The sequence below is a fragment of the Shewanella sp. 3_MG-2023 genome (assembly GCF_030548765.1).
In the GTDB taxonomy this organism is placed as follows: Bacteria; Pseudomonadota; Gammaproteobacteria; order Enterobacterales; family Shewanellaceae; genus Shewanella.
Map to the genome: position 1 here is coordinate 1 of NZ_JAUOSH010000051.1, position 19,283 is coordinate 19,283.

Consider the following 19,283-nt stretch of genomic DNA (forward strand, 5'->3'; position numbering starts at 1 on the left):
GACTATTTATATGCTAACTAATTGTCTGCTTACTAAGGTTAAATGGTTGCGGGAGCTGGATTTGAACCAACGACCTTTGCCAGTTTATATTAGCTGAGCCCGACTATTTATATGCTAACTAATTGTCTGCTTACTAAGGTTAAATGGTTGCGGGAGCTGGATTTGAACCAACGACCTTCGGGTTATGAGCCCGACGAGCTACCAAACTGCTCCATCCCGCGTCCGTTTAAGCGGGGCAGACTATAACGGCCAATCTTGTTCTTGGCAAGTCATAATGACAACTTTATTACTGCTTGCTGACTTACTGAGCACCAATAGCAAAAAATAGCGGCTTTATAAGGCAGATAGCCCTGTTATAGCCGTAGTTTTGAAACAGAAATGAAAGTTTACTCACTAATACAGGGCTATATCGGTAATGTATTGTATAAAATGTGGCAATTAACAGACATTTTCACACCTAATATCGGTTTAGGTATATAATGCATGCTTAATTATATCTGTGAGTTGATGACTGTCTATCCATGTTAAATTTTTTTGCTGCTGCCCCAAAGGGGTTTGAATATAGCTTATCCAATGAGCTTAAAGAGTTTGGTGCTACTGATGTTAAGGAAAGCGTCGCTGGTGTGTATTTTTCTGCGCCTTTAGAACTTGCCTATCGAATTACATTGTGGACTCGACTTGCTAGCCGAATTGTTGTGGTTATCTATAAAGGTGCTTGTGAATCTGCTGAGCAACTTTATAACGCAGCTTACAGTATTGATTGGCCGTCTCACTTCTCAAACGATAGTACCTTCAGTATCGATTTTCACGGTACTGGCGGCTTTATTAATAATACCCAGTTTGGCGCTTTAAAAACCAAAGATGCGGTTGTGGATCGTTTTCGCGATGATGGTTTAGATAGACCTGATGTTGGACGCGTCAATGCTGAATTTAGAATTGATGCCCATTATCGTAATAATCAATTAACGCTTTCAGTTAATTTCTCTGGCGCTTCTTTACACCAACGTGGCTACCGATCAATAACCGGTGAAGCACCTCTGAAAGAAAACTTAGCCGCTAACATGCTTATAAGAAGTGGTTGGCAAGCAAATCCAATTACATTATTAGATCCCTTTTGTGGCAGTGGTACCGTTGTTATCGAAGCGGCATTAATGGCTGCAGATATTGCTCCAGCGCTTAAACGCGCCCGTTTTGGTTTTGAGCATTGGCATCAACATGACGATACCCTATGGCAAGGGATTTTAAATGAAGCAAAAGCCCGAGCCAGTCTTGGTAAAACTCGCTGCGCATTGAAGTTTTTTGCCTCTGATATTGACGGTCACCTTGTAGCGCTTGCAAAACAAAACGCAGAAAACGCCGGTGTTGCTGATTTAATTGAATTTAGTGTTTCAGATGCACTTGATGTTACTCCACCAGTAGAAGCGGGTTTCTTAATCTCAAACCCACCATATGGTGAGCGTTTAGGTAGCATTACGGAATTATTGAAGCTGTATTACAAGCTTGGCGATAAGTTTAAAAAAGACTTTGGCGGTTGGAAAATTGCCATGTTGTGTAGTGATATTGAATTACTCTCAGCATTAAAGCTAAAAGCCGATAAGCAAATGAAGATGTTTAACGGTGCACTAGAGTGTGGCTTTAACTTATATACTTTGCATGCTAAAAGCACTCGCCGTGAAATGCCGGTGTTGCCTGAAGGTGTTGATATTGCAGATATCTCGCCTGCTTTTGCTAATCGTATTAAAAAGAATATGAAGCAACTAACCAAGTGGGCTAAAAAAGAAGGTATTGATAGTTACCGCATTTATGATGCTGACTTACCTGAATACAATGTGGCAGTTGATAAATATGTCGATTATGTGGTTATTCAAGAATACTCTGCGCCTGCGACTATTCCTGAAGCGGTGACAAAGCGTCGTTTAACCGATGTATTACTTTCATTGCCTGCAGCATTAAATATGGACCCTGATCGCGTTACCTTAAAGACCCGTGAAAAGCAAAAGGGCACCAACCAGTATCAAAAGTTTGATCAACAAAAGCTGGAGATCATTACCCAAGAGTATGGCGCTAAGTTTAAGTTAAATTTAACTGGCTACCTTGATACCGGTTTATTCTTAGATCATCGTTTGACCCGTAAATTAGTTGGTGAAAAATCAGCGGGTAAAAATGTGCTGAATTTATTTTCTTACACAGGCTCTGCATCGGTACATGCGGCATTAGGTGGGGCTAAATCTGTCACAACAGTCGATATGTCAAATACTTACCTTGCTTGGGCAAAAGAGAATTTTGATTTAAATAATTTATCAGGTAAGCAATATCAATTCATCCAAGCTAACTGTATTCAGTGGGTGAAAGATTGTGAAGAGAAATTCGATCTGATATTTATCGATCCGCCAACTTTTTCTAATTCAAAAAGAATGGAAGATAGCTGGGACGTTCAACGAGACCATGCGGCAATGCTGGTTGATTTGATTAAAGTATTAAGCCCTAATGGCGAAATTATTTTCTCGAATAATAAGCGTAAATTTAAAATGGATATCGAGCTTTTAAGCCAATATAAAATGGACATTAAAAATATCGATAGTCAAACATTACCATTGGATTATAAGCGTAATCCGCACATCCATAATACTTGGTTAATTACCCATGCTAAGTCTCCTTACGCTAAATAAGCTTTAAGGTTAAAAGTATGAGTTCTAACCCAACAACAGACAGTGCAGGCCTAATTTTATATCACACAGATGGCTGTCATCTGTGTGAAATTGCTCAAGCGTTAGTTGAGCAATTAGGCATTGACTATCAACATATTGATATTTGCGATAATGACACACTGGCAAGCCGTTATGGCATCTCTATACCAGTGTTAGTTATGGATGAAAAAGAATTGTTTTGGCCCTTTGATGCCCAGCAGTTAACAGAATTTATTAGGAGCGTCGCTTGAGTTTAGTTCGTATTAATAATGGCTCTTTAGCCTATGGCTATACCCCGTTATTGAAAAATGCTGATTTCACTATTTTACCTGGTGAGCGAGTGTGTATCGTAGGCCGAAATGGGGCGGGTAAATCAAGTTTAATGAAAGTGCTGTCAGGTGATGTATTACTTGATGACGGTGAATTTAATATTGCCTCTGATGTGAATGTCAGTCGACTACAGCAAGATCCGCCTAAAGCTGAAACCGGCACGGTTTATAAATATATCTCTTTAGCATTAAAAGAAATTGGTGAAATGCTAGAGCGTTATCATAAGCTTTCACATGACGTTGCTACCGCTGAACCTGATGAAATGAACAAGATGCTCAATCAAATGCAGCGCTTGCAAGAGTCATTAGATCATAATAACGGCTGGCATTTAGATTCTCGTATTATTCAAAATTGTGAATTGTTAGGCTTAGATCCCGATAAACCCCTTAGTGAGTTATCAGGTGGCTGGCAGCGTAAAGTGGCATTAGCAAGAGCCCTAGTTAGCGAACCGGACTTATTATTGCTTGATGAACCGACCAACCACCTTGATATTGATACCATTGAATGGCTTGAAGAGTTTTTATTAAACTTTAAAGGCGCTATCGTGTTTGTCAGTCATGACCGTGGCTTTATTCATCGTATGGCAACACGCATTGTTGATTTAGATCGCGGCGTAGTGACATCGTGGCCGGGTAATTACCATGCTTATTTAGAAGGTAAGCAAGAGTGGTTGCGTGTTGAAGCGGAACAAAATGCCCATTTTGACAAAAAATTAGCAGAAGAAGAAACTTGGATCCGTCAAGGGGTAAAAGCCAGACGTACCCGTAATGAAGGCCGAGTGCGCGCCCTTAAAGCATTAAGAAATGAACGCAGTGAGCGCCTGAATCGTCAAGGTAATGCCAAGATGAACGTCAGTGATACTGAGCGTTCTGGTAAGTTAGTATTTGATATTAATAATCTTAATTACAATTTACCTGATAAAGATTTAGTTAAAAACTTCAGTTCAACGGTTATACGTGGTGACAGAATTGCCTTAATCGGGCCAAACGGTTGTGGTAAATCAACATTAATTAAGCTATTAATTGAGCAGCTTTCGCCGCAATCAGGTGAAGTTAAAGTCGGTACCAAACTCGAAGTTGCCTATTTTGACCAATACCGTGAAGCGTTAGATCCAGAAAAAACCGTTGAAGAAAACGTAGGCGACGGTAAGAAAACCGTTACGATTAACGGTCAAGATCGTCATATATTAAGTTACTTACAAGACTTCTTGTTTTCACCTATGCGTGCACGTACCCCTGTTAAGGCGTTATCAGGTGGTGAGAAAAACCGATTGCTATTAGCACGCTTGTTATTGCGACCTGCAAACTTAATTATTCTCGATGAACCAACCAATGACCTTGATATTGAGACCCTAGAATTGTTAGAGTCCTTACTAACTGATTTTAAAGGGACCTTATTGATTGTTAGTCACGACAGGGAATTTATTGATAATACCGTGACCAGTAGTTGGTGGTTTGCCGGTAATGGTAACTGGCATGAGTATGTTGGCGGATACAATGATGCCGTCTCTCAGGGCGCTAAATTTTATTCTGAGGAACAAGCAGCAACATCTGTTGTCCAAACTCCTGCGCCAGTAGAAACTAAGCCTGTAAAGCAGACTAAAGCTGCCAGTACAGCACCTAAAAAATTATCGTTCAAACTTCAACGTGAACTCGAACAACTACCGAGTAAAATGGAAAAGTTAGAACAAGAAGTAGAAGAAATACAAAATACTGTGGCTTCAGCTGATTTTTATAGCCAACCACAAGATACCGTCAACTCAGTGCTTAAAGCATTGGCGACAAAAGAACAGGAATTGGACACTTGCTTCGAGCGTTGGGAAGAACTCGAATCACTGAAGTAAGCGTATAATAATAATAGGAATTATAATGAAGTCGAAGTTTGATAAGGCATTATCTGTCGTTGCCTTGAGTGTGCTTGGCGCTATCGGAAGTGTACATGCCGCTCCAGTATATGAAATTGTAAACATTGAAGATTTTGATCTTAAAGGCACAGTAGACGGTACCCGAAGTGGTTACGCCATGGCTGTTAATGCCAACAATGAACTTGTAGGTGTTTCTAAAGGTAAGAAAAAACTATCTGTCGATGATGACGAAGATGACAATGACGTTATTGATGTAGAAGATGGTATCGCACCTGAAGAAACCATTATTTATTCAGTATTTTTGCCTCTGGTGGCAAATAACTTTACTTTCACAGCGGAAGAAGACGATGCTGAGTCAGCTTGGTATCCAAACTTCTATAGCGTTAATGGCACTACAGCACCAACCGATGTTGATGATGAAGGCGAGTTAATTATCAATTCGGTTGATACCTTTTTCTATGGCATGAATGACAACAATTACAAAGTTGGTTCATATACTGCGCCTGAAAAAACCATTGATTATGTTGGTAGTGATGAAGACCAAGAGTTTTGGTACTATCGCGATTTTGAGCTTCGTGGTGTCGCTGTCACGCCTGACGGCGCAGAACTTGAATTAGTACCATCTTACGAAACTTATATTCGTGAAGATGATGGTTTTGAAGTTGAGTTAGGTGGCTGGTCAGCGGCTGCGGCAATTAACGATAATAATTTGGTGGCAGGTTATGCCAGTACTGACATTATTGAATTCAGCTCAGATCGTATCGATAGTTGTATTGACGCAGATTTAAACGCAGATGAAGACTCGCCAGCGCCAGTTGAAATATGCGTACAGGCAGATCAATTCCCATCAAATGGTCGTCGTAACATTCAGTATCAAACCCGCGCCCACGTATGGCAAATTGCTGAGGATAATACTATTCCTGCTGAAAACGTGATTGAGCTAGAGTTAGGGTTAACCCCTGATGAAGACTCTACTTTAGTGTATACCGCTCAAGCTTTAGGTGTTAACAACAATGATGTAGTGGTAGGGCGCTCACACGTTTACCGTAATGGTAAAAAAGATGACCTTTATCAAGACGCTGCCTATTGGGTGAAAAATGCCGCAGGAGAATATGAATATAAGTGGATTGATACCGATATTTTCAGTGACGATGTTTATAACTCAATAGCTCGTGATATTAACGACAACGGTATCGTCATCGGTACTTTTTATAAATATGTCAGTGGAATTTTACGAGATAAGTTCTTCTATTACGATATTAACAACCCATCTGCTGAAATCGTAGTACCTAGTGACTTTCAAGATTCAGGTATTTCAGAGCTAAGTAGTTACCCAAAAGCCATTAATAATGCAGGTCAAGTGGTTGGTAATATTGAGGTCACTTATGATAAAGATAAGCCGCGACCAAAAGCAGGTTTTCTTTATAACATCGATGATGATGAATTTGTGAACCTTAATGCGACTTTAACGTGTGAGTCAAAAGGCTATGAGCAAGATGCTGATGGCAAATGGACTCGTTATCCGGTTGAGGTTATTGATGGTGACGGCTCAATTTTAAGCTATGACAGTGAAATATATGTGGTTGAGGCCAATGACATCAATGAAGACGGCACCATTGTAGGTACAGCATTTATTCGTAAACCTTTATACCAATTTGATACCGATGGTAATTTGATTCTTGATGAAGACACTAACCTACCGTTATTTGAAATAAATGGTAATGGCGACCCTGTAACGTCTTATTTACCGCGTATGGTGGTAATGAAACCGGTATCAGGTAACGAACAAGCCTGTACTGAAAGTGATGACGTAGAAGATGAGCCCTATGTAAGAAAAGGGGCGGCTAGCTTTGCTTGGTTATTCGCTCTGCCGTTACTTTGGTTACGTCGTCGCAAGCTTAAGTAGAGAGCATTTTTTGAACTAAAAGTCGAGGATTATTCCTCGATTTTTTTTTGCTTTTTATCTCAATACTTTAATTAAAAACACATAATTTTGTCATATTTTTGCATTGATCTTGTGTGAAATTTCACCTATTTCTAATGCTGAAGCGAACGCTTCTTGATTAACAAAATGAGGATGTGTTAATGAAAAGACAAAAAAGAGATAAGTTAGATAGAGCTTTTTCTAAGGGATTCCAAGCAGGTATTGCAGGGCGCTCTAAGGAGCTTTGCCCTTACGGAACTTTAGATTCTAAATCTCAATGGTTAGGTGGTTGGAGAGAAGGCGTAGATGGACGTATGAGTGGTTTGTTTAATAAATAAATGAAAAGGCATCATATTAATATCTTTGCCCTCAGGGGGTTGATTGAGGGCAAAATAATGCCGTTTAGCTAAGTTAACCCGAAGCAACATTAGCTAACAGTGATTACTATTCATATTCAGTGAAATGCTTAAAAGGTCGAGGTATCCTTAAAAATACCGACTTTCAAATCAGTAGCCGAGTAAATCTCACGGCCATCCACTTCCATAGTGGCATCAGCAATCCCCATAACCAGCTTACGGTGAATCTTTCGTTTTAAAGTGAGCTTATAGGTGACTTTTTTCGCTTCCGGTAATACTTGCCCGGTGAACTTTACTTCGCCAACCCCAAGTGCGCGCCCTTTACCTTCTGCGCCTTCCCAGCCTAAATAAAAGCCAACCAATTGCCACATGGCATCTAAACCTAAGCAACCTGGCATCACAGGATCGCCATTAAAGTGGCAGTCAAAAAACCATAAATCAGGGGTGATATCGAGTTCAGCGACTATTTCGCCTTTACCATATTCACCACCGTCAGCATTAATGGTTGTGATCCTATCTATCATCAACATATTATCGACAGGCAGACGTGGTGAGTTAGGCTCAAAAAGGTTGCCATTACCACATGCGATCAGCTCTTCTTTAGTGAAACTGTTAGCTCTTTTCATTTAAATATTTACCACTTTATTACGAATAGGCTGACAAGATAGCGAACACGTGTAAGCTAAACAACTCCGATCACTATAATATCTTTAATTTCATTAATATTTTTTGTAAAAAGCTTAATTCGAGCTCTTCATCATCGTGGCCTGCCATTTTTTCTAAACGTGTTTGGACCTGGCCATAAATTGATTCAGCAGGAAAATCATTGTCTTCGTTTCTTACCCCTGCTGGAGCTTTCATTAATAAATCGATAGCTTGATCCATATGCTCAATTGCATGAATATGAAACAAGCCTTTTTCAACGGCCTCAATAACTTCGGTTTCAAGGTTTAGTTGTAGCACATTCGATTTAGGAATAATAACGCTGTGCTCACCTGTTAAGCCACGTCGCTTACATAAATGATAGAAGCCTTCGATCTTTTCATTCACACCACCAATGGCTTGCACCGCGCCGAATTGATCAAGTGCGCCCGTAATGGCAAATGCTTGGTTAATCGGCTGCTCGGCAATGGCAGACATTAAGCAGCAGTACTCAGCTAAAGAGGCACTATCGCCATCAATCTCTTGATAAGACTGCTCAAACACTATATTGGCATTTAAATGCAAAGGTACATCGCGACCAAAAATACGGTACAAGGAAGCTGAAAGGATCATCATACCTTTAGTATGAATATTACCGCCCAACTCTGATTTCCTCTCAATATCAATCACTTCACCGTCACCATAATGGACAGAGGTAGTGATCCTTGCCGGCTCGCCATAACTTGAATCATCAGTGTCAATCACAGTTAAGCCATTAATCTGGCCGATTATTTCACCGCTCGTTTGCAGATTAATGAAATTATCATCAAAGTTTTGTGCTGAATAAACCTCAGAACTGTCATGGCGTGACTTTGACTGTCTAAGAGCTTTTGCTATGGCAGTTGAATTGAGCGAAGCACTATTAGAGTATGCTTTAGCTTGAGTCAGTACCTGAACTATTTGCAGCATTGATAAACTTAAGCGTTGCTGATGCTCAGTAAGTTTGGCGCTGTAATTAAATAGCGGTATCAAGCTTGATGGCTCTAATTGAATGTTATAGGCATCAGCTAAACTATTTAGCCATTGCAGGTACTGAGTTTCATTATATTTAGTTAAATCAATTTCTGAGTTAACCTCGCCAAGCAGTGGAAAGTTTTTATAAAAAACTCTGTCTTCAGTTCTTAAATGAGTAAACAAGTTAGCTGAGCCCATTAGCACAATTTTACAATTGAGTGGGATTGGCGCGATATCGTTGCTAATTTTATATTGTTTATGCTCGAGGATCTGCATGACAAAATCCCACAGGCCTTCACGTTTCCATAAAGAGTTAGCATCAATAAAAACGAAATGGTTGGAGGCTAAAATGCCAGCTTTATACTGGCTAGACTTATCAGTCTTATGCATTTTACCGACTAGATCAGCGCGGCGAATAGAGCCACTAACATAGCTGTAAAGGGTATTTTGATGCGCAACAGTGCCAACATTCTCTGCCGGTAACTCAGCCTGCCAGCGGAAATTAAAATTGTGATTTTCATCTTGGCTTTTAGTCGCAACCAAAAAGGAATCTGATGGCGTATTAGCCTGACTCACAAGGGCTTTAATAAACAGTTCACGCTCAATACCCGCAAAATCAGCGACAAATAAATGTTGGTGTGCAAGTTTAGTCATTAAATTAAATGCATCTAAACAACGCTCTTGTCCCAACAATAAATGGCTTAGATAAGCAGTAGAAGGTAAAGATTGAGGTAACGTAAACTGAGGAGCAAGTTTGGGTATAGAAATTAAAGTTGTGGTCATAGCTTTAAGTATCAGAAATAGTTAAAGCGATTTTAGCATATATTATCGTCATATCATTGAAATGTTCGATGCTTTGCGGATTATCTATGGGCTTGCTGGAAAAATATGACACTGGATTGCTATATTCAAGGCCATTGCTGCTTCTTATTTGGGGGTTAGCGTAATTCTTTAAACAAAATGTAATCGCTAAAAGCGTGTTTGTTGATAGAAAAGGTGAGGGAATCCAGTGGTGTAGAAGGTGATTTTTACTCACCTGATTAGCAAATGAGCCAACAAAGGTGGAAAAATGTCTTAAAAGCTTATTTGATGAGCATTTGAATGTTTTTTTATAAATTCCGGTTTACAACGAGGTCTGATACTTATATTATTCTCGGCGTTCGGAGAGATGGCAGAGTGGTCGAATGCACCGGTCTTGAAAACCGGCATGGGTTTGTAGCCCATCTAGGGTTCAAATCCCTATCTCTCCGCCATATTCAAGACGAAAGGCTCATCAGAAATGATGAGCCTTTTTTCGTTTAAATTACTAAAAATATTGAAGATTAATACTATCAATTCAAAACTACTTTATTGTCTAGTGTTTGAAGTGCCTGTTTTATAGTCACTTATCTTCCTTGAGAGGATTGACTCAGTCAATATCCCTGCTTTTCGCATCAGCAGAGCTCCTATTAACGTGTACTTCACTCGTATCTGTTTAGCTGTAGTAGCTCAGACTTGATCTGACAGTTACCCATTTTTTTATGGTGTCTGTCAGTTTAGATTTGAGCTAGATTTTTATCTGCCCAAATCTGTTTCCCATCCAATAATGTTTCAAGTGGCGTTCGACCAGTACAGGGGGCTAAGTAAAGCTTTGTGTCTAAGGCTGCGGCTATCACTTTATGATTCGCAAACTCACGACAATTGCTGATCGTTGTCGTGTGCGCATAACGTTATGTTCTTTAAAACTGGCGAATATCAGAATGCATTGAAAGACATATTTTTATATAGATGTTTGATGTTTATTAGTAGTTTGTCACAAATTTAAATTTCTGGTTGTTTACGTTATGAGGTTTATCACTGAAGTTATCGTTGTAGATAAGTAATATTAACACTTACATATATAAGTAAAATCATTGGAAGTTTTGGGGATGAAACAATCAATAATAAGTAATAAAGTTACCATTGATTCTGCAATTGAACGGCGAGAGAGACTAGAATTAACACTAAATAACGAGGTAAGTCGTTTAGGTTTTATTGGGGGCACTTATATTCTCGATTTGGCAAGATCGGTGAAGATGCAAAACTCTCATATTGATGTTGATGCTGAAGTGTCGATTAGTAAACGTGAGAAACGACATAATTTTTTATATTCTAACTCAGCAATGCGTAAGATGAGAGCGGACTTTACCAAAAAAGCCATTAAAGTTGAGCCAAATATGAGCAAATTGAATGCTAGTGGCATTCAGATTTTTAGTTACGAAGAGGATACGGAGGCTTCACGACTGTGTCGTGATGTTTTAAGTAAGTATAACGTAAGAAGCCGCGTCTATTATCGTTACCAGAGTGAAAACTGTCCTTATCTTCATGGGCGATTTTTTTTCATGAGTGAATTTGAACCAACAGTATTAAAGACGTTTGCGGAGCAAAATAGGGAACAAATGCAGCAATTTATTTCTAATTTTCATAATATGGTACTGGGAAGTGAAGCAACATCAGAGATTAATCCTTTCACTGGTTTGGGGCTTATTTCGCGTAAAAGTCATAATGTGTTAAAAATGCTTGCAGAAGGTCATTCAAGAATTTCAATTTCAGAAACGCTGCACTTGACTGAGCGTGGTGTCGACTACCATGTCAATAAAATGAAAGCCTTATTTGAAGTTAAAAACAATTCGCAACTGGTAGCTGTTGCATTTAAATATAAAATTTTGTCATAAGGTCTAGTAGCTCAGATTTGATCTGACCGTTACCTCTTTTTTTATGGTGTCTGTCAGCTTAGATTTGAGCTAGATTTTTATCCACCCAAATCTGTTTCCCATCCAATAATGTTTCAAGTGGCGTTCGACTGATCAGTCACCGATAGATTTTGAAATCTCTTTTAGAAAAGTGTCCGGTTGGAGTTGACCAGAACAAGGCAATATGTAAAAAGGGAACGGACTTAAGAACCGTGTCAGATAGTGATATTGAGTTTGCGTTGTCGGGAATAAATTACTGACCCAAAAAGTGTTTAGGGTTCAAGCAGCCAGCTGTAATATTTAAAAATATGACATTGGCTGCTTGATATAGGCGAGTGTCGCACTTCACAGTTGAATTTGGGGATTATTTATCAAATGAACCGTTATCGTGACACGTCATGCATGAATATGGATCTGGGAATGTTTGTGACATGCTCCAGTCTGAATTCGCGCCACTAATAATACCTTTATCAGGGTAAGAGTTTGGGTTACCTGCTGAATCTCTAGGCATCACCGGGCTTCCATTATTGTAGAAGAAGATATCTTTTTCTTCATTAATAGCGTCAATGATACTCGGTACAGTACGCTTGCTGAACGCATCACCATGGAATTCAGGTGTTTTAGAGCTAGAGTGACACCAGAAACAGCGAGCGGTTGCACCATGACCTTCACTTGCACCATTAGTCCCGTGACAAGTTGAACAGAAGTAAGGCTGTGGAATGTCAAACCCATCGTTGGTGTTAACTGGCAGTGGTGCGCCATTCATGTGTCCATCTTCTGGGTTGTGACACAACATACAGTCAGCTTTGCCCCAGCCATAGTGAGATTCTGTTAGCATAGCATCAGAATTTGCATCTTTTGCAGAATTTAGGGTTTCTAAATTTGCCACTAGGCCATTGCTAAACTCGTATTCTTTGCCTAGATCATTGCCATTATATTCTTCCATACCCCATGCATTATAATGATTTGCATAAACCAGCATTCCGTATTCTTTTGGATAGCTCATCACCCACACATCAGTCATTAAGTGTAACTTATTGCCACCAAAAGCATATTGGAAGTCGTCTATACAATCTTCAGCTGGAAAAGCACTAACAGAAGCTGTTTTACCTTCTTTATCCCACAAACATGCAGGCAGTGGTCCATAGTCGGTGGCTACTTCTTTTTCGCCCATAATGTTAACCCAACCTTCACCTACTGACGATGTGATACCATTTACATGGTTAACTGAATACGAATTGACTGAAGCCCCTGTATCCAGTGTTGGCCAGTAGCTCAGTTTAAAGTCATATCCTTCATCGATTGCAGACATAAACCAATCTATACCTGTAATAACGCCTGGCTGAAAGACATCTGGACGCAGGTTATGGGCAGTTACTTTTAAATTTTGTACATAAGGGTAAGGATATGGCGTATCACCATCACGGACCAAAATTTCACTAATGACTTGACCATTTTCATCCAGACGTGCCATTTCTTTTTCCCACAGGTGTTGGCGTCTAACAGTGGTAACTTCATGGAAAGGCTGGAATCTGATGGCTAAATCATGCTGCGCCCACATTTCATCCATACGGTTGTAAGTCGCCTCACCATTTGGTTCACCAGTCGCACGTTGGAAATCTCCGGCACTAGTTTTAAAGCGGAAGAACCAATTAGGCGAGTTAACGAATTCATCACCATCATTGGTAAAGTCACCATCATTATTTGCGTCATAGGAGATGGAAAACTCGAAAGTGTTATAAGGAGACTCTTCTGCAGGTGTAACAGAGTCAAATTTAAGTTGAGGATCGCTATGCACTACATATCGTAATACATCGAATACACTGTATTGTCCTTCAACAAAAATATCTGGTCGAGAGGTATGCTGACCGTAACCATCAGGGTTTTCGGTAAGAAAAGCGACAACATCAGAAGAGTTAACTTCAAGGTAGTCAATCGGTGGGTTTTCTACCCCTGCTTTTTGCGCATCATAAAAACTAATTCGGCCGTCACCATCAAGATCTTCTGCCTGATCGCTGTTCATCCAAGTTTTAATTTTGTCGTCAAAGCGGCCTAAAGCGACATAATGAATTTTGTCAGCCACAGGTTGATGATTAACATCCATTACCACATATTTATCATTTTTATAGCCCTGTTCTGGTTCTGTTAGGTCAACCTTATCATTACTGTCACTGCCACAACCTACAAGCAAAAAAGACAAAGCCAAAGTGGTTGTTATTACATTAAGTTTCATTACTCATCTCCAGTATATTCTGAATCTATAGCAATATTTATTTACTGCTAAATTCATGATTGGATATTATTTTTATCCATTAATCACTCAGTCGAGTATGAATTCGAGCCGCAATAAAAACGCTATCAGTACTCATAGAAATAAAGATTTGTTGAGTAAAATTGGAGGTGGGTCACATAAAATAAACAGTTAAGCAACCGTGCCGGGCAGATGTTAACAATGCTGCTAAAGAGTTACATTGCCCTGTGTATATTTAAGGCTAATACTCTTTGATATTCGTTAATCCTATTACAGATATAGTGTGATTGGGAGACTCTGCATATCCATCACCTTAGTAACAGACCAACTTTGTGATATCCCTCAGTCAGTATAAGGTGCAGGGCGAGATCGCGAACGTTTTCAGAACTATTTATAGTGCACTTTTAAATCCTGATTCTACTTACTAAATCTTTATTTGAGGTTAGTTAAAAGTGATTCTGTCTTTTGGTTGAATAGATTGTATGAAAACGCACAATATTGGCTATTGCGCTTTTAACAAGGCCTCACTATTCATTTAGCGGTCATTAAAATTTGTGTTTTAATTACCATAAATAGCTTCCGCGAGTAGCCTTGCAGCTTGGGGGATATTCGGCCCAGCCTATTTGGTAACTGCCGAGTCAAATGTCAACTACAGCAAGTTGCCAATCAGCTTCATTTTACGCTTTCTGGGGGACAAAAGCAGCGGCTATTGCTGGCGTTGAGTTTAGTTAATGATCCCGCTTTGCTTTTTTTTAGATGAGCCCACCACAGGGCTAGACCCCCAAGCAAGGTTACATTTTTGGCAGTTGGTTAGGGAGATAATAAAACAAGGGAAACCAGTTATTCTCACTACACATTATATGGATGAAGCAGAGCAGCTTTGCGATCAAATTGCCATCATGGATACACGCAAATGAGGCTTTAAATTATTCTTGATTTTGCGGACCTGCAGTAAGTGTTGCGCCCCTATCAAGTAGGGGCAATGATATTACTGAATTAAAAAGTTATTGTATGCTGAATGTATTAAGCTAGAGCAGTTGCTAGCACCTAGTAACTTCTTGAGTTTAAGTATGCGATAGTCGACACCTCGTGCGGACAAATGTGCTGCTTTGGCAATTGATTCACGGTCGTGTCCATTTGCCATCATATATAATATCGCAATATCAGCGCTTTTTATTAAACCATAGTCTAAAAACGGATTCAGGTTCTCCATACTACTTTGCAGTAACATGTAATGAATATCGGTTAGGTCTTTATATAAACGGCTAAATGCATTGGGGTCAGCAAGTTTATTATTAGTATGCACCATGAAGTAGAAGCGCCCCACCCAATTGGGGTTCATCATGCAGGGTACTTCTACGGTTACTTTTTGCTGGTAGCCAAATTTAACAATATCGTCATTAGGTCCAACTTTAAACTGCGGCCAGTCACTGTAATCCCAAGTATGGTATTTACGCTTTAAAGAGACCTCTGTGTTGTGGTCTTTTTTTGCCCACTTTTTTCGAGATACTTTGCTGTATTTTATCGCATTAACTGAGCTAGCGAGAATATGAGTTCTACCAGCTACTTGATTAAGTTTAGAGAACCCTGAAGGTAGCATATTACTATTTATGTCTAAGACAAACATGGTGTCTGTAATATTATGAGTTCGTGAGAACTCGTTCAGAATGCTACTGACTTTCATGCTTAGCCTCCATTTCTGAAAAGTCCTTTAGTAGACCATATTGATTTACGTTATAAATTAACGCGGGTAAACTGTCTGCTTCAAACGTTATTTTGGCGATTTCTATATAATAATCGATGCCACGTACCGATAAATTTAATTTTGGCGCGATATCCTTTCTAGAGTAACCCACGGCCGTAAACTGTAATATATCGATTGTTTTACGATTAATTACGCCCATATTTATTAATGATTGTTTGATAAGTTTATGGCTATTATTGATTTTAATCGCTACTTGCAAAAGCTTTGATTTAATCAACTCAAGCTTGTCATTTAGAGCTGTAATACAGAGCTTGTTAGAATAAAAAACAAATTTTGCTGTTAATTTAGGCGCGAATAAAAAAGTGATATCAATGCTCATGTTCTCTTTATACATGAGGTTTGCAACATCAAGCGTTGGAGTAGCAGAACGGCTAGGTGCACTTGTTTTATCAGCTTCCAAACTGACCCATTGGCAATGTTGTGCTTTGAATTGTTTGACAACATGCTTATCGCTAGCAACGACAAGGCTAGCAGCTTCACGAGTTGTGCGTAGATTAATTGGGTTATTCAAAAAAATATAGAGCACGCAAGCATTAACGCCTAGTTCATTAGACAGAGTAGACAAATCAGAGTCTATTATTGCTTTCATCATAGTGCTCCTCCTTTGTATAGTGAGCCGAAGCTACCCTTTGTAAATACCGTAATTAAGTGATTGCGAATTTTATGCATTTCCTTGTTTCCAGCAATAGCGATTGTGAATAAATGCGACAGTGGGCAATACCTACTTTTAGATATGCGACATGGTTCAAGATAATAGTGCTGGATTCAAAAAATCTAACAAGCTTTCTTTGTTTTCTGTGAAAAACCACTAACAGGGATAAGTGTTACAGCATTGATGATGTGAGAAAGAGGCCATTAAGCTTGTTGATATTTGGCTGGATTGGCTATTTAAGTTGCTTTGTGCAGGACCCGTTGATTTACAAATGTAATTACGGCTAAAGGCTGACAAGGTTGTAATTAACTATGTAAATACCGAAACATCACTCTCAGAGCTAGTGTCTACTCAATTATTATCATTAAAATCTTAATATAAATGGATCTTGAGAGCTTATGATGTTGATAATTCTTCAAAACAACAATTAATCATTTATTCGCAAAACATGTGTTACCTTGCGTAAAACAGGCTGCTGAACAACATCATTAGTTAATCAAGTTTCCCCTTTATATAGAATCAATATGGACATGCTGTGTGGTGTAAAAAACGCACTCCTTTTTGATGTTACCTTTTCAAATTAGGCACTGTTTCTAACGTTTTATATGTTCAATATGCATTTTATTGCAGTTGTTAGCGTAATGTTTATGGTGATTTTTTTTGATTTTTTTTGATTTTATTTATGAGTTAAAGTTGATTAAGTTAGTGAATTTAAATGTAATTGTGATGGGGTTCAAATCTAAATAAACAAAATCATTTTATTTACAAATGGTGTGATTGTTACTGTGAGAAGTCACTGTCCCTTAAGGCGTTGGGTAAGTCAATATGCCGCTTCAATATTTACATTGTAAAAGGGATGAGATGAAACATATAAAAACATCAGCAACATTATTAATGCTTGCAATGCTTGCCGCTTGTGGAAGTGATGACGCCAAAAGTTCTCCTGAAAATCCAGATATACCTGAGATTGTCGAGCCGCCTCAAACAGGTAGTCAAGTATTCGATAATGTTTGGGGGCCAGATATTAAGTGGCAGTTAGAAGGGCCGATCACTATTTATATCGGTAAAGAAATGGCTAGAACAGACTGGGTGGCACAGTCTGAAAGGCGACATGGTGATATAAAGCACGGTTATACCGTTCAGGCTGCAGATGTTCGTAAGTTGATCCCTAAGCCATTACGTGATGATATTTTCAATGATGGTCAAATTACCTTTGCTGAAGTATTGCTTTACGTTTCAGCGACACGTGATGACTTTCACGTTGAATACGAGTGGGGCGAGGACATTGGTGCTTACCGCTTTACGGTTTGGCATAACGAAGATGGCAGCAACATTGAATTTGATACTGATGGCAAGCCTGTAGGTGAAGGCGATCCAAACTGGGCCGCAAACTGGATCCCAGACACAGGTGAATTTAAAAGAGAAAACAAGTACACCAACTTCGGCGAAGCGGTTGGAACTCGCATGGAAATGACGGTACTTCAAGATAATTCTGGGGTGATGTTAGCTTCTCGAAGTGAAGCTTACACCTATCGCCGTGAAGAGATGCAGCGCACCCAAGTTGAACGCAGAAAGGCTGATGAAGAAAAGTTTGGTGATAACCGTGCAACCTTCCCAAGAGTGATGGTACAGCCTGTTGGCGGTGAACAAATGGTCTTTAACGATGTGGTTGTTCGTCCACATAACCTGCGTCCTGATATCTATAAAAAAGACGTCATGATCACCATGGCTGATGTATTCATGAGTCTGCATGAGCAAGGCTTAGTTGAAATGGGCTTTTCTTACTGGGGACAAATTTCCACCGGTGCTAATATTCAACACTTTTTAGTTAACTCTGTTGATGGCGTGGTAAACCAAGCGCGTTTTGCCTACGCAATTGACGGTTATGAAACACGCTATACAAGTGATTGGAACCATAAGTACGGTCTAGGGAATATGGCAGATTCGAACTCAGCGCCACCTGCAACTTTTTGTGATGGCATTGGTCTTGATGGTCAAAAGACAGGCACTCCAAATGGTTTGGTTGACGAGGAATGTGCCGAATACTTTGGTAGCAAAGGCATTGAAATCGATTTGACTGATTGGCATGGCGATAAAAACCGTCACGTATTTCCTGACGTGTGGCCATTATACTACCCAACTGATAGCGTATTTGTTATGGCGCGTCAGTTGAAATTTGCTGCGCCAGAAAGCCACCGAGTGGGTGGTGATGATAAGTATCCAATTTACGATATTGACGAGGCAATTCGTCCATTATCTGAAGAGCATTTTGGCTGGGGCGTTGCCGATTGTGGTACTTGTCACTCGTTAGGTAGTATTCACTCTGATGGCGACCAAGGTAGTTTGGGGGTTAACCCAACGCCCGTTTATGTTATGGATCTAGCTAAAGGCGTACAGTCTTACGAAGTATTAGATGAAGCGGATCGCGCCGTGGCACCTTACCAATGTGCTCAATGTCATGGTAATAACGGTGCTCCAGAAGGACATGGTGAAGTCGGTGTTTGTTTCTGGTGCCATGACAATGAGTTTCAACCTAAAAACCATGGTTCAGTAAATAAACTGTTTCCGAAAATGTACGAAGGTGGTAACTCTCCTGAAGATATGACCTTTCATCCAGCTAAACCAATCATTGATGTGCCATCAACCGATAGAGATGCTGTGAGCGTTGTTAGTGCTGAAATGTACGGTGATCCAAATTACTTATTGAACATATTACCTGAGTTGAAAGATCAAAACTTTGTTTATATGCACGGCTTATATAGCGATGATATGAAAGTTAGGGGTAATAGTGACTGGACCACAGATCCTGTTTACCCAGATCCATACTCGTGTATGACTTGTCACGTAAACCCAAAATAAGCTGTAATTAGTTAAATTCGATGCTAAAGGCCACTTGATTTCAAGTGGCCTTTTTTTTGAGTATGTTCCGTCCTGAGCTAAGCTGACAAAGGTTTGTCATAGCTGTGGGTAAAATCTGATTTTAAGCTTGTTGGAAAGCAGTTTTATATTTTAGTAAAGCGTGGACCCTGCAACTCTTTATCATGGTCATTTTACGGTCTAAAAAGCATTCATTTTAATTGATGGGTG

13 protein-coding genes and 2 tRNA genes are annotated in these 19,283 nt (G+C 39.6%); 9 read left to right on the forward strand and 6 right to left on the reverse strand.

Going from position 1 to position 19,283, the window contains the following annotated elements:
- Positions 1-144: 144 nt before the first annotated feature.
- Positions 145-221 (reverse strand) — tRNA-Met (locus Q4591_RS19265).
- A 300-nt stretch (positions 222-521) separates the two neighbouring features.
- Between Q4591_RS19265 and rlmKL the strand changes: the two genes are divergently transcribed.
- The 5 genes from rlmKL (at position 522) to rmf (ending at position 7,143) form a co-directional block, all read left to right on the forward strand.
- A complete protein-coding gene (gene rlmKL / locus Q4591_RS19270) occupies positions 522-2,669 on the forward strand; it encodes a bifunctional 23S rRNA (guanine(2069)-N(7))-methyltransferase RlmK/23S rRNA (guanine(2445)-N(2))-methyltransferase RlmL (RefSeq protein WP_303462489.1) in 2,148 nt (715 codons plus the stop codon).
- A gap of 17 nt (positions 2,670-2,686) precedes the next feature.
- Complete coding sequence (locus tag Q4591_RS19275; protein ID WP_102437661.1) at positions 2,687-2,938, forward strand: glutaredoxin family protein; 252 nt, start codon at positions 2,687-2,689, stop codon at positions 2,936-2,938.
- Positions 2,935-4,860: an ABC transporter ATP-binding protein gene (locus Q4591_RS19280; protein WP_102476871.1), complete on the forward strand. Its 1,926-nt coding sequence runs from the start codon at positions 2,935-2,937 to the stop codon at positions 4,858-4,860. The genes Q4591_RS19275 and Q4591_RS19280 overlap by 4 nt, the downstream gene beginning before the upstream one ends.
- A 25-nt stretch (positions 4,861-4,885) precedes the next feature.
- The gene (locus Q4591_RS19285) at positions 4,886-6,787 is read left to right on the forward strand and encodes a DUF3466 family protein (protein WP_303462491.1); all 1,902 of its coding nucleotides are present in this window, start codon (positions 4,886-4,888) and stop codon (positions 6,785-6,787) included.
- Between the two features lie 179 nt (positions 6,788-6,966).
- Entirely contained in the window at positions 6,967-7,143 is a 177-nt protein-coding gene (gene rmf / locus Q4591_RS19290; protein WP_076539913.1) for a ribosome modulation factor, read from the forward strand.
- Between the two features lie 128 nt (positions 7,144-7,271).
- Here the strand turns inward: rmf and fabA are convergent, their stop codons facing one another.
- Entirely contained in the window at positions 7,272-7,787 is a 516-nt protein-coding gene (gene fabA, locus Q4591_RS19295; RefSeq protein WP_102437655.1) for a bifunctional 3-hydroxydecanoyl-ACP dehydratase/trans-2-decenoyl-ACP isomerase, read from the reverse strand.
- A gap of 73 nt (positions 7,788-7,860) precedes the next feature.
- Complete coding sequence (locus tag Q4591_RS19300; protein ID WP_102437653.1) at positions 7,861-9,600, reverse strand: S16 family serine protease; 1,740 nt, start codon at positions 9,598-9,600, stop codon at positions 7,861-7,863.
- A 379-nt stretch (positions 9,601-9,979) separates the two neighbouring features.
- Here Q4591_RS19300 and Q4591_RS19305 point away from each other — a divergent pair.
- Positions 9,980-10,070, forward strand: a tRNA-Ser gene (locus Q4591_RS19305).
- Positions 10,071-10,724: 654 nt separating this feature from the next.
- Positions 10,725-11,510: a helix-turn-helix transcriptional regulator gene (locus Q4591_RS19310; RefSeq protein ID WP_303462493.1), complete on the forward strand. Its 786-nt coding sequence runs from the start codon at positions 10,725-10,727 to the stop codon at positions 11,508-11,510.
- 382 nt (positions 11,511-11,892) lie between these two features.
- Here Q4591_RS19310 and Q4591_RS19315 read toward each other — a convergent pair whose 3' ends face one another.
- Entirely contained in the window at positions 11,893-13,761 is a 1,869-nt protein-coding gene (locus tag Q4591_RS19315) for a hypothetical protein (RefSeq protein ID WP_303462495.1), read from the reverse strand.
- A 616-nt stretch (positions 13,762-14,377) separates the two neighbouring features.
- On the opposite strand from Q4591_RS19315, the gene Q4591_RS20185 reads away from it, so the two are divergent.
- Positions 14,378-14,539 (forward strand): ATP-binding cassette domain-containing protein, encoded by a 162-nt coding sequence (locus Q4591_RS20185; protein ID WP_368501232.1) that lies wholly within the window; start codon positions 14,378-14,380, stop codon positions 14,537-14,539.
- 228 nt (positions 14,540-14,767) lie between these two features.
- On the opposite strand, the gene Q4591_RS19325 is transcribed toward Q4591_RS20185, so the two are convergent.
- Positions 14,768-15,463, reverse strand: coding sequence for a hypothetical protein (locus tag Q4591_RS19325; RefSeq protein WP_303462497.1), 696 nt, complete (start codon positions 15,461-15,463; stop codon positions 14,768-14,770).
- A complete protein-coding gene (locus tag Q4591_RS19330) occupies positions 15,450-16,136 on the reverse strand; it encodes a hypothetical protein (protein WP_303462500.1) in 687 nt (228 codons plus the stop codon). The genes Q4591_RS19325 and Q4591_RS19330 overlap by 14 nt, the downstream gene beginning before the upstream one ends.
- A gap of 921 nt (positions 16,137-17,057) precedes the next feature.
- Here Q4591_RS19330 and Q4591_RS19335 point away from each other — a divergent pair.
- On the forward strand, positions 17,058-19,055 hold the full coding sequence (locus Q4591_RS19335) for a hypothetical protein (RefSeq protein WP_303462502.1): 1,998 nt from the start codon (positions 17,058-17,060) through the stop codon (positions 19,053-19,055).
- Positions 19,056-19,283 lie beyond the last annotated feature (228 nt).